At 71.0% G+C, this 12,821-nt stretch carries 15 protein-coding genes and 1 tRNA gene; 8 read left to right on the forward strand and 8 right to left on the reverse strand.

Going from position 1 to position 12,821, the window contains the following annotated elements:
* Positions 1–25 precede the first annotated feature (25 nt).
* Positions 26–667: an MspA family porin gene (locus ACM26Y_RS06300; protein WP_416062934.1), complete on the forward strand. Its 642-nt coding sequence runs from the start codon at positions 26–28 to the stop codon at positions 665–667.
* 92 nt (positions 668–759) lie between these two features.
* On the opposite strand, the gene mscL is transcribed toward ACM26Y_RS06300, so the two are convergent.
* From mscL to ACM26Y_RS06320, 4 genes are all read right to left on the reverse strand, one after another.
* The gene (gene mscL / locus ACM26Y_RS06305) at positions 760–1,191 is read right to left on the reverse strand and encodes a large conductance mechanosensitive channel protein MscL (protein WP_003937793.1); all 432 of its coding nucleotides are present in this window, start codon (positions 1,189–1,191) and stop codon (positions 760–762) included.
* A 98-nt stretch (positions 1,192–1,289) separates the two neighbouring features.
* Entirely contained in the window at positions 1,290–1,979 is a 690-nt protein-coding gene (locus tag ACM26Y_RS06310; protein ID WP_416062935.1) for an RcpC/CpaB family pilus assembly protein, read from the reverse strand.
* Positions 1,980–2,076: 97 nt separating this feature from the next.
* Entirely contained in the window at positions 2,077–2,385 is a 309-nt protein-coding gene (locus tag ACM26Y_RS06315) for an FmdB family zinc ribbon protein (RefSeq protein ID WP_416062936.1), read from the reverse strand.
* Between the two features lie 69 nt (positions 2,386–2,454).
* A complete protein-coding gene (locus tag ACM26Y_RS06320) occupies positions 2,455–3,060 on the reverse strand; it encodes a 5-formyltetrahydrofolate cyclo-ligase (RefSeq protein ID WP_416062937.1) in 606 nt (201 codons plus the stop codon).
* Between the two features lie 61 nt (positions 3,061–3,121).
* On the opposite strand from ACM26Y_RS06320, the gene ACM26Y_RS06325 reads away from it, so the two are divergent.
* The 4 genes from ACM26Y_RS06325 to glpR all read left to right on the forward strand — a co-directional run bounded on the left by ACM26Y_RS06325 (position 3,122) and on the right by glpR (position 7,034).
* The gene (locus tag ACM26Y_RS06325) at positions 3,122–4,033 is read left to right on the forward strand and encodes a UTP--glucose-1-phosphate uridylyltransferase (protein ID WP_003937797.1); all 912 of its coding nucleotides are present in this window, start codon (positions 3,122–3,124) and stop codon (positions 4,031–4,033) included.
* Between the two features lie 32 nt (positions 4,034–4,065).
* Entirely contained in the window at positions 4,066–5,325 is a 1,260-nt protein-coding gene (glp, locus tag ACM26Y_RS06330) for a gephyrin-like molybdotransferase Glp (protein WP_003937798.1), read from the forward strand.
* Complete coding sequence (locus tag ACM26Y_RS06335) at positions 5,325–5,960, forward strand: GNAT family N-acetyltransferase (protein WP_003937799.1); 636 nt, start codon at positions 5,325–5,327, stop codon at positions 5,958–5,960. Before glp ends, ACM26Y_RS06335 begins: the two co-directional genes overlap by 1 nt.
* 225 nt (positions 5,961–6,185) lie before the next feature.
* A complete protein-coding gene (gene glpR / locus ACM26Y_RS06340) occupies positions 6,186–7,034 on the forward strand; it encodes a gephyrin-like molybdotransferase receptor GlpR (RefSeq protein WP_003937800.1) in 849 nt (282 codons plus the stop codon).
* 30 nt (positions 7,035–7,064) lie between these two features.
* Here the strand turns inward: glpR and ACM26Y_RS06345 are convergent, their stop codons facing one another.
* Together ACM26Y_RS06345 and ACM26Y_RS06350 are read right to left on the reverse strand one after the other, a co-directional pair.
* Positions 7,065–7,856 carry a class I SAM-dependent methyltransferase gene (locus ACM26Y_RS06345; RefSeq protein ID WP_416062938.1) on the reverse strand — a complete coding sequence of 264 codons (792 nt, stop codon included), beginning with the start codon at positions 7,854–7,856 and terminating at the stop codon, positions 7,065–7,067.
* Positions 7,853–9,502: a LuxR C-terminal-related transcriptional regulator gene (locus ACM26Y_RS06350; protein WP_416062939.1), complete on the reverse strand. Its 1,650-nt coding sequence runs from the start codon at positions 9,500–9,502 to the stop codon at positions 7,853–7,855. Before ACM26Y_RS06350 ends, ACM26Y_RS06345 begins: the two co-directional genes overlap by 4 nt.
* 99 nt (positions 9,503–9,601) lie before the next feature.
* Here ACM26Y_RS06350 and ACM26Y_RS06355 point away from each other — a divergent pair.
* From ACM26Y_RS06355 to ACM26Y_RS06365, 3 genes are all read left to right on the forward strand, one after another.
* Positions 9,602–9,677, forward strand: a tRNA-Ala gene (locus ACM26Y_RS06355).
* Between the two features lie 109 nt (positions 9,678–9,786).
* Positions 9,787–9,930 carry a hypothetical protein gene (locus tag ACM26Y_RS06360; RefSeq protein ID WP_155621893.1) on the forward strand — a complete coding sequence of 48 codons (144 nt, stop codon included), beginning with the start codon at positions 9,787–9,789 and terminating at the stop codon, positions 9,928–9,930.
* Between the two features lie 110 nt (positions 9,931–10,040).
* Positions 10,041–10,901: an SDR family oxidoreductase gene (locus ACM26Y_RS06365; RefSeq protein ID WP_416062940.1), complete on the forward strand. Its 861-nt coding sequence runs from the start codon at positions 10,041–10,043 to the stop codon at positions 10,899–10,901.
* A 3-nt stretch (positions 10,902–10,904) separates the two neighbouring features.
* On the opposite strand, the gene ACM26Y_RS06370 is transcribed toward ACM26Y_RS06365, so the two are convergent.
* Complete coding sequence (locus ACM26Y_RS06370) at positions 10,905–11,567, reverse strand: ABC transporter ATP-binding protein (protein ID WP_416062941.1); 663 nt, start codon at positions 11,565–11,567, stop codon at positions 10,905–10,907.
* A gap of 72 nt (positions 11,568–11,639) precedes the next feature.
* Positions 11,640–12,710 (reverse strand): FtsX-like permease family protein, encoded by a 1,071-nt coding sequence (locus tag ACM26Y_RS06375; protein WP_416062942.1) that lies wholly within the window; start codon positions 12,708–12,710, stop codon positions 11,640–11,642.
* Positions 12,711–12,821 lie beyond the last annotated feature (111 nt).

Raw genomic sequence — 12,821 nt, forward strand, 5'->3', positions numbered from 1 at the left:
CCCCACCAAGAAATACGGAGAAATCATGGGAATCAAGTCGCGTGGCTTCAAGGCCGCACGTAACGCCGCGGTGTCCGGTGCCGCTGTCCTGGGCCTGGTCCTCGGTGCGACCGGCTCCGCGCAGGCTGCGGTCGACGATCAGAACCGGATCGTCTCGACGGACGGCTACGAGGTCGTCGTGACCCAGGAGGACACCCACATCCATGGCGTGCCGGCCCTGGGTGGCAGCCCCTTCAACCGTGAGTGGTTCCACAACGGCCGCGGCACCGCGAACCTCGTCGGTGCGGACGCCGCCGACGCCGAGGGCACCACCTTCCAGTTCGGCTACCAGTTCGCGTGGGCCGGCAGCATCGACGGCGCCATCGGCGTCACCTACTCGACCCCCGGCCTCGAGCTCGAGCTCTCGGCGAAGGACGGTCCCACCGCCACCGTGACCGACATCCTCCCGCAGGCCTACGCCGAGCTCGAGCTGACCCCGGCTCCGGGCATCGAGGAGCTCGTCGTCGCCGAGGGCGAGTTCGACGGTGATTTCAAGTCCGTCCAGTTCTCCAACGTCCACGGCACCGCCTCCGGCGTCATCGGCGCCGTCCAGGTCCGTCCGTTCGTCCGCGCGATCACCGCGAACGGCGACAACGTGACCACCTACGGCAAGCCCTGGACCGTCTGACACGACGTCCCGGCCGCAGGCTGAACACGGGTTGGGTCCGCTCGGAATTCCGAGTGGGCCCAACCCTTTTCGTTGTCCGGTGCAGTTCGTGCCTATCGCTCTTGCTCTTCGAGGCTCGGCTTGGCGTGTGCACCGCTCTGACCGGTCTGCGCCTCGAGGATGTCGCGGATCTGGATGAGCAGATCTTCGGCACTCGCCTTGGTGTCGTCCTTCTCGGTGGCAAACCGCTTCTTGGCGGCGTTCGCCGGGACGATCAGCACGAAGTAGACGACGGCGGCGATGATGAGGAAGTTGATGATCGCCGACACCACGGCGCCGAAGTTGAGGAAGGTCTCGGGGTTGTCGGGCAGGATCTGGACGCCCCAGCCCATCTCGTTGTCCCCACCGATCGCCGCGATGAGCGGTTCGATGATGTAGCTGGTGAAGGCGGTGACGATGGCCGTGAACGCGGTGCCGACGACGACCGCGACGGCGAGGTCGAGCACGTTTCCGCGGAGCAGGAAGTCCTTGAAGCCCTTCAGCATGGTGCGTCTCCTAGACAGGTGTTGTCGTCATGCCTCGCAGTCGCACCATAAACCAGCGGGTGTGGCGTTCAACCCGAAATGCGGGGACGTCGTTCGGCTCAGTGCAAGGTCACCGTCAGTGCGCTGACGAGTGAGGCCGCGGCCACGGCTGTCGCAGGCTCGGGCGGCAGCGCGAGCAGCACCACCTTCTCTCCGCGAGTGTTCGTCTCGTCCGTTCCCTGAGCCAGCACGACCGTCGCCCCCGTTGCCAGCACCCGCACCTCCGGTGCCGAGGGGGCAGAGGCGCCGGCGACGGTCAGGACGTCGACGAGGTCGCCCTCGCGGAGCAGATCCCCGACGCCGGGGTCGGCCAGGCGGACGGGCACCACGCGGGCTGCGCTGTCGCCGGTCGTGGCCGCCGCGAGCCGCGGTCCGAGCATCCGTACCCCGACGAGGACCTCGCCGGCGGGCACCGGGCCGGCCAGGGTGTGGCCGAGGGCCTCGGCGGGCTCGGTAAGGGCCCCGGACGGGAGTTGGGAGGCGTCACGTTCGGTGACGGTGACGTCGTCGGCGGTGAGGGTCTGTCCGGGCCGCAGGTCGCGGGCGGCGACGACCGTGCGGGTCCGGTCGTCCGGCGCTCCGCCGGTGACGGCGGAGACCGCCGCGACACCGACGAGGCCGGCCGCGATCGCGCGGCGCACGGCGACGGAGCGCGCCCAGCCGGGCCGCGTCAGCGCCGTGAGCCGGTCGGCCAGGGTGGGGTCGAGCGGATTGCGCAGGGGCGGGAACGAGAACGGGCCGGCGGGCATGGCCCGAACCCTAGGGGTCGGGTCGTACCCGCCGGCCCGTCGAAGCGCCAATCAGGGGCGGAGTGTGGATGAATCGTCCGCTTGTGGATGAACGGTGTCAGCTCGCGGCTGCGGCCGGTGCCGAGGTGCTCGACGACGCGCTGCTCGACGACGTGCTCGAGGACGACGTGCTCGACGATGCGGCCGGCGACGAGTCGGACTTGGCCGGCTCGCTGGCGGTGCTGCCTCCGCTGCGGGAATCGGTGCGGTAGAAACCACTGCCCTTGAAGACGATGCCGACCGAATTGAACAGCTTGCGCAGCTTGCCCGAGCACTCGTTGCATTCCGTCAGGGCGTCGTCGGTGAACGACTGCACGATGTCGAATCGGTTGTCGCAGGACGTACAGGCATAGGAGTAAGTGGGCACCGGTGGATCCTCCGCGAGTTGGTTGGCGACCGCAGCGTTAGCACTCTACAGCCGACAGTGCCAACATCGCTACCGGGGCTCCCTATTCCCCGACCCGGTCGACCCGTTCAGCGGCACCAGGCCGCGGCCGGGCGTCAGGGCCCAACCCATCCGGATGTCGTGGGGATCCTCCGGCAGTTCGGGTACGAGTTCCTCGTCCCGGACCACTGCCACGAGGACGGCGTCGGCGGCCGCGAGATGCAGCGTCCGGTCGTAGAAGCCGGCCCCGCGACCGAGCCGCACGCCGCGTTCGTCCACTGCGAGCGCCGGCACCAGCACGGTATGCGCGCGGCGCACCTCCTCCGGACCCAGGGCCGGTCCGGTGGGTTCGAGCAGGCCGTACCCGGCTGGGGCGAGTGCGCCGGCTCCGATGTACTGCGCCCAGTCCAGGGTGCTGTCCGCACGGGTGAGCGGCAGCAGCACCCGGTTTCCGGCCTCGCAGAGAGCATCGAGCAGGGACAGCGCGCCGGGCTCGGACCCGACCGGGACGTAGGCGCACACCGTCGCCCGGGCAGGGGCCAGGGACCGTGCCGCCGCGGCGAGGGCGGCGTCCTCACCGCGGCGCTCCTCGTCGTTACGGGCCCGTCGCGCGGCAACGATTCGGGCCCGCCATTGTGGCTTGGAGAGTGCGCTCATATCCGTCACCTTAGGATCTGACCTATCTACCGGGTGGTAGCCGAAAGTTAGGGTGGGATCTATGACGAACAATGCGACCGGTGCAGCGGGCCATTTCCGCACGGCAGTGGTTCCCGCGGCGGGCCTCGGTACGCGCTTTCTGCCGGCGACCAAAACCGTGCCGAAGGAACTCCTCCCGGTGGTGGACACGCCGGGAATCGAGCTCGTGGCGGGGGAGGCTGCGGACTCGGGTGCCGAGCGACTGGTGATCGTGACGGCGCCGGGCAAGGACGGCGTCGTCGCCCATTTCGTCGAGGACCTGGTTCTCGAGTCGAAGCTGAAGGAGAGCGGCAAGTACCACCTGCTCGAGAAGGTCCGCAAGGCGCCGGGGCTGCTCGAAGTGGAGTCGGTGGTGCAGGAGCAGCCGCTCGGACTCGGGCACGCCGTCGCGTGCGCCGAGGCCGCCCTCGATCCCGACGAGGACTCCGTCGCCGTGCTCCTGCCGGACGACCTCGTGTTGCCGCGCGGAGTCCTCGAGACCATGCAGCGGGTGCGGGCCAAGCGCGGCGGCACGGTCCTGTGCGCGATCGACGTGCCCAAGGACCAGGTGAGCGCCTACGGTGTCTTCGACGTCGAAGAGGTACCCGACGCCGTGAACCCGGACGTGCTGAAGGTCGTGGGCATGGTCGAGAAGCCGGCGCCCGAGAATGCGCCGTCCACGTTCGCCGCCGCCGGTCGTTATCTGCTCGACCGGGCGATCTTCGACGCGCTGCGCCGGATCACTCCCGGAGCGGGTGGCGAACTGCAGCTCACCGACGCGATCGCCCTGCTCATCGAGGAGGGTCACCCCGTGCACGTGGTGGTGCATCGCGGCACTCGACACGACCTCGGAAATCCCGGCGGCTATCTGCGCGCTGCGGTTGACTCTGCGTTGAACAGCGAGGAGTACGGCCCCTCCCTGCGGGAGTGGCTGGTCGAGCGCCTGAAGCACTGACGGCGCGTCAGGTCGGGAGGACGAGAAGCGGTATGCGGTCGGTCGAGGATCAACAGGCCAGGGTCACGGCGGCAGCGGTGGCGCCCCGGCCGGTCCGGGTCGCCATTTCCGAGGCGCAGGGCCTGCTCTGCGCGGAGGAGGTGGTCACCGAGCGGCCCCTGCCCGGCTTCGACCAGGCCGCGATCGACGGCTACGCGGTGCGCAGCGTCGACGTCCAGGGTGCGGGCACCGACGCGGTCGGCGACGACGGCGAACCGATCGAGTTGACGCTGCCCGTGGTGGGGGAGGTCTCGGCCGGTTCGCGTCAGCCGATCCGGCTGCAGCCGCGGCAGGCCGTGCGGGTGGATACCGGGGCGCCGCTGCCGACCCTCGCCGACGCCGTCCTGCCGCTCGACCGCACCGACGGTGGCCGTGCACGTATCAAGGTCCTGCATCCCGTCCGGTCGGGCGAGTACGTCCGACGGGCGGGCGACGACGTCCAGCCCGGCGATGTCGCGGTCCGGGCCGGCACGATCATCGGAGCCGCCCAGGTGGGGCTGCTCGCGGCGGTCGGCCGCGACAAGGTGCTGGTCCATCCGCGTCCCCGGCTCTCGGTGATCTCCATCGGCGGCGAACTCGTCGACGTGGACCGCACCCCGGGTCCCGGCCAGGTGTACGACGTCAACTCGTACGCACTGGCGGCGGCCGCCCGCGACGCAGGCGCGGACGTCAACCGCGTGGGGATCGCCAGTACCGACCCGAAGCGCCTGCGGGAGGTCGTCGAGGGCCAGCTGATCCGGTCCGAGATCGTCGTGATCGCGGGGGCCGTCGGCGGTGGGGCGCTCGAGGAGGTGCGCGAGGCGCTGGCGGATCTCGGCAAGCTCGAGGTGGAGCGGGTGGCGATGCACCCCGGCTCGGTGCAGGGGTTCGGCCAGCTCGGCCGCGACGAGGTGCCCACCTTCCTGCTCCCGGGGAATCCGGTCAGCGCGCTGGTGGTGTTCGAGGTGATGGTGCGGCCGCTGATCCGGATCGCGCTCGGCCGCCGGCAGCCGATGCGACGCGTCGTCACCGCCCGCACCGTCGCGCCGATCACCTCGATCCCGGACCGCAAGGGATTCCTGCGGGGGCAGCTGATGCGCGACGAGGCGACGGGCGAGTACATGGTCCAGGCGCTCGGTGGTGCGGCGGGCGCGTCGTCGCACCTGCTGGCGACCCTGGCCGAGGCGAACTGCCTGGTGCTGATCGATCCGGAGGTGACCGAGGTGCGCACCGGCGATCCGGTGGACGTCGCCTTCCTCGGACAGCGCGGCTGATGAGCCGTCATCCGGGATGGCCGGCGGAGCTGGGTCCGCTGCGGGTCGCCGGCGGACTGGTCGCGGTGCGGCCGATCCGGTTGCGCGATGCGGCGGCGTGGAGCCGGCTGCGGATCCGGGACCGGGCGCACCTCGAGCCGTGGGAGCCCACCGGGGACGTGCCGTGGGAGATGCGTCATCACATCACCGTGTGGCCGGGGCTGTACCGCAGCCTGCGGGCGGAGGCCCGCCGGGGCCACATGCTGCCGATGGCGATCGAGCTCGACGGCGAGTTCTGTGGCCAGATCACCGTGGGCAACGTCGTGCGCGGTGCGTTGCGGTCGGCGTGGATCGGGTACTGGGTGGCCAAGCACGTCAACGGCCTGGGGGTGGCCACGGCGGCGGTGGCGCTCGGGCTGGACCACTGCTTCGGCCCGGCGGGGCTGCACCGGGTCGAGGCCACGGTGCGGCCGGAGAACGTCGCGAGCCGCGCGGTCCTGCGCAACGTGGGTTTCCGCGAGGAGGGCCTGCTGCGGCGCTACCTCGACGTCGACGGGCGCTTCCGTGACCATCTGCTGGTGGCGATGACGGTCGAGGAGGTTCCCGGCAGCGTGTCCGACGTGCTGATCCGGGGCGGTCGCGCCAGCTGGGCCTGACGCCTGTAACGCAGATTACGTGTACCGGTGCGTAGAAATACCCACACGTGGGTATATGCGTGTGACTAGAGTGAAGAGAGTGTCACATGATTCGCGTGACTCGTGTGACAGTTGTAGTCATCTGAGTCGGCGTTTCTGTCCTGGTGACGGCCTGCGGGCCGCTAACCTGACGGGGTCAGTGGCGTCGACGGACTGGTAGGCGACGACTGGGAGGAGGGCCACCGAATGCCGAACTCGCTCCTGTGGATCGGGTTGGTCGCCGTGTGGTTGTTCGTTCTGGTGCCGATGCTGGTCACGAAGCGCCCCCGTATCCGTCAGACGACCGACGCCGCACTCGCAACCCGGGTTCTGCACCGAGGTGACGACGAGCCACTCGCCCCGCGCGGGCCGGCCGCAGGTCATCGCCGCGATCCCCACTGGCGTCCGAGTCGGGATTCCGCCCGTTCCACTGCCGGCGACGACTCCGGTCGCGTCCGCACGATGGACGACCGCAGACACCGCCACCCAGCGGAGGACCGCATGGACACACAACTCGACACCGACCACGACACCGACTTCGACGACCGTCCCGAACGCGCTCCCGCCCGGGAGTTCGTGCCTCAGCGCCGCGGACGCGGCGGATTCGATCCCCAGGCCGACGCCATGGCCCGGGCCGCGCGCTACGAGTTCCGGCAGCGCACCGTGCTCGGCCTGCTGTTCGCCGCGATCATGACCGCCGCCCTCGCCCTCGTCGTCTCGTCGGCGCTGTGGTGGCTGTGCGCGGTGGCGACGGCCGCCCTCGCCGGCTACCTGATCTACCTTCGTCGCCAGGTGCGCGTCGAACAGGAGATCCGCCGTCGTCGCATGGCCCGCCTGAACCGCTCGCGCCTGGGCGTCGAGTCGCACAGCGACGACGAGTTACGCCTCGTCCCGGCGCGGCTGCGCCGTCCCGGCGCGGTCGTGCTCGAGGCCGACGACGAGGACCCGGTGTTCGAGCACCTGGACCACTACTCGGACGACGAACCCGTCTACGAGACGTACGAACCCCGCTACGACGCCGACGACTACCCGGTGCGCCGGGCATCCGGCGAGTAGTCACCGACCCTTCCGGGAGAGGGGGCGCATTCAGCGCGCGGTGACGATATGTGCCACGAGAGGCGCCGACACCGAGCCTTCCGGGTCGGTGAGCCGGGCCAGCACCGATCGGGCCTCCGATCTGATCGCCTCGTACGTTCCGGCGTCGATCCGCTCGATCAACGGGCTGCCCTCGATCTCCGTCGCCACCATCGCATCCACGGACGGGAACCGCGCGCTTCCGGTGTGCGTGGTGAACCGATCGACGGTGAGTCCGGCGTCGCGGAACCATCCCCTCAGTTCGTCGCGGTCCCCACAACTCCAGTAGGTGCCCAGGAGAGACGCCGCGGGCGGGCCGGCGTGCCGGACCGCGACGTCGACGAAGTCCCGGTATGCCGGCTGCTCGTCCAGCGCGGCCGGCACACACACGGCGACTACCGCCGTCGCCACGCGCCGCATCTCGCGCAGTGCCCGTACACGATCGGGAAAGAACATCAGCGCCATCTGGCACAGCGCCGCGTCGAACGAACCGTCCGCGAACGGCAGCGCTCCGGCGTCACCCCGGTGCCATTCGAGGTCGGGACGCAACCGATGTGCCACCGCCAGCATGGCCTCACTGGCATCGACACCGACCACCCGTCCCGACGGGCCGACCCGGTCGGCGGCTACGCGCGCAACGATCCCGGTTCCGCACGCCACGTCCAGCACCCGCGCGCCCGTCGTGATCGCAGCCTGGTCCAGCAGCCGTGGCGCCCACTGCGCGAAGATCGCGGGTACGAAGCGTGACTCGTACACCTCCGCGGCCGCCGGTGAGATCCCGAAGTTCTCGGTTACGTTCGTCATGCACCCAGGGTGGCGCCGCGCCCGGGTGCGGCGCATCGGGCAAGTGACCCATCTTCCCCGTGGGTGGCGGCATACGCGGCGGCCTCCGAGCGGTTCCGCACGCCGAGCTTGCGGAGGATGTGGCTCACGTGGTGTGCCACCGTCTTGCGGGAGACGAACAGCCGGCCGGCGATTTCCGGATTCGTCAAGCCCACCGCGAGCAGGTCCAGTACTTCGCGTTCGCGAGCGGTGAGGCCGCGGTCGAGGTCCGGGCCGGTGCGAGTGGTGGCGCGGATGCGGGGGCCGCGCACTCCGAGACGCCGCAACAAGGCCGCGGAGCGGTCCGCGGCGGCGACGGCTCCGAGTTCCTGGAAGATCGTCACCGCCGTTCGCCCGCGTGCGGCCGCGAGGACGGGATCGTCGTTGACCGCCGACTCGGCCAGTTCGAGCAGGCATCGGGCCTCCTCGAACGGCGCCGCGCAGTCCGCCCAGCGAGCAGCGGCCGTCTCGAACGCATCGACCGCGGCCGCCACGCGGCCCTGCGCTGCGGCAACCAGTCCCGACACCTCCACCACCTCGGGACCGTCGGGGTCGAGCGCCGCCGCGGTGGTCGTCGCCGCGTTCAGGTCGCCCATGGCCGCCTGGGCCCGGGCACACAGCAGGGACGGGGTGCTGCGACGTTCGAGCAGCCGCCGGGCGGTCGCGGGATCGCCGTCGGTGAGGGCGACCTCGGCGCGGGCAGTGTCCAGCTCTGCGGTCGGGCGGCGGGATCGGTCCAGCATCGCCCGGGCCTCGTCGAACCGCCCCTGCCGGACCCGGAGCGTGGCGAGGGCCGCGACGGCGCGTGCGTGGACGGCGGGGCAGATCTTCTCGTCGAGCGTGAGAACCGCCGTCAGGAGCCGGTCCGCCTCCGCCCAACGGCCCGCGGTGAGCAGCAATGCCCCGTAGAGGGTGCGGCAATCGACGTACTGGAAGGGACACCCCCATCGGGAGGTGAAGTCCTCGGCGACACGGCACCACTCGCCGGCGCGACGGGTGTCGCCGGCGAGCGCACACGCGCCGAGCATGTCGCAGCAGACGAACACGACGGTGTCGAGTCGGCGGTCGGCATCGCTCAGGGCGGCCGCCGCGGCCTCGTCCAGCAACGAGAATCCGGGTTCCCGGTCGCCCCGGGCCACAGCCACGTGACCGGACTGGGCGAGTGCCACCAGTTCGAGGTCGCGGTCGCCGCATCGATGTGCGGCCTCCAGGGCGCGCGACGCCCACGGCCCGGCCGCCGCGGCGTCCGGAAGCAGGCGATGGGCGTGTGTCACCCACACCAGGGCGTGCAACGCGCCCGGTGCGCCCTCGGGCAGCAGGCGCTGCGCCCGGCGGACCCAACCGTGGGCCGCCGACCGATTGCCGAAATCGGACGTGTTGCTGATGCTCAGCCACGCCGCGCTGCGAACCGCACTCTCTCGGTCGCCGCTCCGGAGGGCCGTCGTGTAGGCCCTGCGATAGGCGGCGACGCTGTCGTCGAGGCGCCCGAGCCACCACGACTCCTCGCCGATGCCGAGCCACGCCGCCGGATTGTCGGTCGCGGCCGCCACCGACGTCAGGTCGGCCAGCGCAGCGGCCCACCGACCCTCCCGCAGGGCCTGTTCCCCGCGGAGGCGCACTGCATCCACAGCTCGATTGTCCGCCGCCGTGACCTGTGCCGATACCGCAATTTCGTCTCCGGCTCGCTGGTTTGCTACAGTTTGCGGGCGGTTCCGAACGGAACTCGCGGGGCTGTGGCGCAGTTGGTAGCGCGCTTCGTTCGCATCGAAGAGGTCAGGGGTTCGATTCCCCTCAGCTCCACCACCAAAGGGCGTCTCCCAGGCCGGGAGGCGCCCTTCGTCGTCGATGTCGTGTGGCCGATTGCGGGCCAACCGTCGCCCGGTCGGGGACACTGTGTGACATGGAACACAGGATGAGTGACGACGAGTTGCGGCGCGCTATTCGAGTGCTCCGCGAACGTGCCGACAGCGCCCGCAGCGAAGGCCGCGACGCCGACGCCGACGGCATCGAGGAGACGATCCGCAAGTACCAGGAGGAAATGGCCCAGCGCCTCTGACCCCCCGCGGGCGCGAGGACGAGCGCACCTTGCACCACGGCGCCTGCACGGCGCCGCGGCATTTCGCGCCGCGCTAAGGTGGCCCGCAGACGACGAGAGCGGGGGCGGGCATGGCGATCAAGGACCTGCGGGGCAGGAAGTTCCTCGTGACCGGAGCGGCCAGCGGTATCGGCCGGGCGCTGGCCCTGGCCGCCGCCGCGGAAGGCGCCGAACTGGTGCTCACCGACCTCGCCGCCGACGGTCTCGACGACACGGTCCGCGCCGTGCGCGAACGCGGGGGTTCGGTGCTGCACGCCGCGGCACTCGACGTCTCCGACTACGACGCCGTCTCCGCCTTCGCTGCCGACGTCCACCAGCGCGCCGGTGCCCTCGACGTCGTCGCCAACGTCGCCGGAACGTCGGTGTGGGGCACGGTCGACGCGCTCGAGCACCGGCACTGGAAGCAGATGGTCGACGTCAACCTCATGGGCCCGATCCACGTCATCGAGAACTTCGTGCCGACGATGATCGAGGCCGGTCGCGGGGGACATCTCGTCAACGTCTCCTCCGCGGCGGGACTGCTGGCCCTGCCGTGGCACGCGGCGTACAGCGCGAGCAAGTTCGGTCTGCGCGGCGTGTCCGAGGTGCTGCGGTTCGACCTGCACCGCCATCGCATCGGGGTCTCGCTCGTCGTACCCGGCGCGGTACGCACCCCGCTGGTGAACTCCGTGCAGATCGTCGGTGTCGATCGCGACCATCCGGCCGCCCGCAAGCTCACCGCCCGGTTCGAGCGGCACGCCGCGTCGCCGGAGAAGGTCGCCGGGTGCATCCTCGCCGGCATCCGGAAGAATCGCTTCCTGGTGTACACGTCGTTCGACGTGCGCTTCGGCTACTGGTGGGCCCGCAAGTTCGCCCCGCCGTACAACCTGGTGATGCAACTGGCCAACAACTACTTCTCCCGCACCCTCGAGTCGGTCCGCACCCGCCGGTGACGCTCAGGCGGAGGTCTTGTCGAGTGCGAACTCGCGCATCCGCGATCCCGCTCGCAGCGCTTCCCGATCGTGCGTGACCATCACGACGGCGACGTCGCGCTCACGCGCCGTCCGTTCGAGCAGTTCGACGATCTCGCGGCTGCGGTCGGCATCCAGCGCCGACGTCGGTTCGTCGACCAGCAGGACCGCCGGATCGTTGACGAGACTGCGGGCGATCGCGACCCGCTGCCGCTGCCCGCCGGAGAGCTGGTGGGGGCGGCGGTCGGTCTGCTGCGTCAGCCCCACCGCGGCGAGCAGGTCGCGCGCGCGGGCCCGGTCGATCCGGCGCCCGCTCAGGTGCGCGACCAGCGTGAGCTGCTCCATGGCGGTCAGCGAGGGCAGCAGGTTCGCCTGCTGGAACACGAAGCCGATCCGGTCCCGCCGCAGCCGGGTCCGCGTCGCCGCGTCGAGTCCCGTGGTGTCCACGCCGTCGAGGACGACGCGGCCGGAATCGGGCGCGGTGAGCAGTCCCGCGACGGCGAGCAGGCTCGACTTGCCGGATCCGGACGGGCCGGTGACGGCGACCGTCTCGCCAGGCTCGGCGTGGAAGTCCAGGCCGTCGAGGACGCGCAGCGTGGCGTCGCCGTCGGGATAGGTGAGGACGATGTCGGTGAGCCGAACGCTCATGGTGGGTGCCTTTCTCGAACGGGATCGGTGTCTCGACAGCTCTGTGTCTCGACAGTTCGGTGTCTCTACAGATCAGGGGGCCGCGGCGAGCGCGGTCAGCGGGTCGACGGAGCCGATGCGGGCGACGGCCGCAGCCGCACCGAGGAGACCGAGCCCGACCAGGGCGACGAACGGCAGCACGGTCGTCGCCGCGCTCAACGTGAACGGAACGACGGTGGCAGCGGCCGCCCCCGCGGCCGTAGCGGCGACGGTGCCCAGCCCGGTGCCGAGCACGAGCACCACGGCCGCCTGTCCGAGGGCGTCGCGCAGCAGGTAGGAGGTGGACGCGCCGATCGCGCGCAGCACCGCGATGTCGCGGCTGCGCTGGACCGTCCACACCGTGAAGAACGCCCCCACCACCAGGGCGCCCACGACGAGCAGCATGGCCTGCATCAGCAGCAGCGACCCGCGTTCGGAGGTGTACGAGCCGATGGTGTCCAGGGTCGCGGACGTATCGAGCACACTCGCGCCGGTCGCGGCCGCGACTGCGGCCGCGTCGAACCCGGGCCCGGTCCGCAGCGCGATCACCGTCCCGTCGGCGCCGGCCGTCGCGGGCAGTTCGCGCCAGGTGCCGAGGTCGAGCCACACGACCGGCTGATGGCTGTAGTAGGAGTCCTCGACGAGGGCGGCGACGGTGACCTCTCGCCCGCCGACGGTCAGGATCGTGCCCGACGACCAGCCGTTGTCGTCGGCGAGTTGCGCATCGACGACCGCCGTCGCCGGGCGCAGGCCCGTCGGTGCCGCGAAGGAACCGGGAGCGGCTCCGAACAGAGCCGCCGCCACCTCGCGCCCGCCCGACCCGACGCGTCCGGGAACGACCCCGAGCACGGCGGTGTCGGTGACGCCGGGTTGCGCGGCGAGGGCGGCGCGCTGCGCGTCCGTGACGGTGGACTCGCCGAACGACAGTTCGGACGGCTCGGTGCCGCCGCCGTCGAGCGCGAAGTGCTCGGCGCCGACACCGCGGATCGCGGCGATCGACTGGTTGCCCAGGCCCGCGGTGAGGCCGGAGAGCATGACGACGAGGAACGAGACCAGGACGAGCACCGCCGTCATGACGGCGAAGCGCCCCGTGGCGAAGCGCAGATCGCGCAGTGCGAGGAACATGGGTTCCACCGTGCCCGGTGCGGAGATGCCGCCGCATCGCTCGGCGGATGGGTTCGCGGATCAATCGAAAGTAGGAGGCGGCGGCGTGGTCGGCGGTGTTAGCGTCGGTGC

The sequence above is a fragment of the Rhodococcus indonesiensis genome, from assembly GCF_047782815.1.
Taxonomy (GTDB): domain Bacteria; phylum Actinomycetota; class Actinomycetes; order Mycobacteriales; family Mycobacteriaceae; genus Rhodococcus; species Rhodococcus indonesiensis.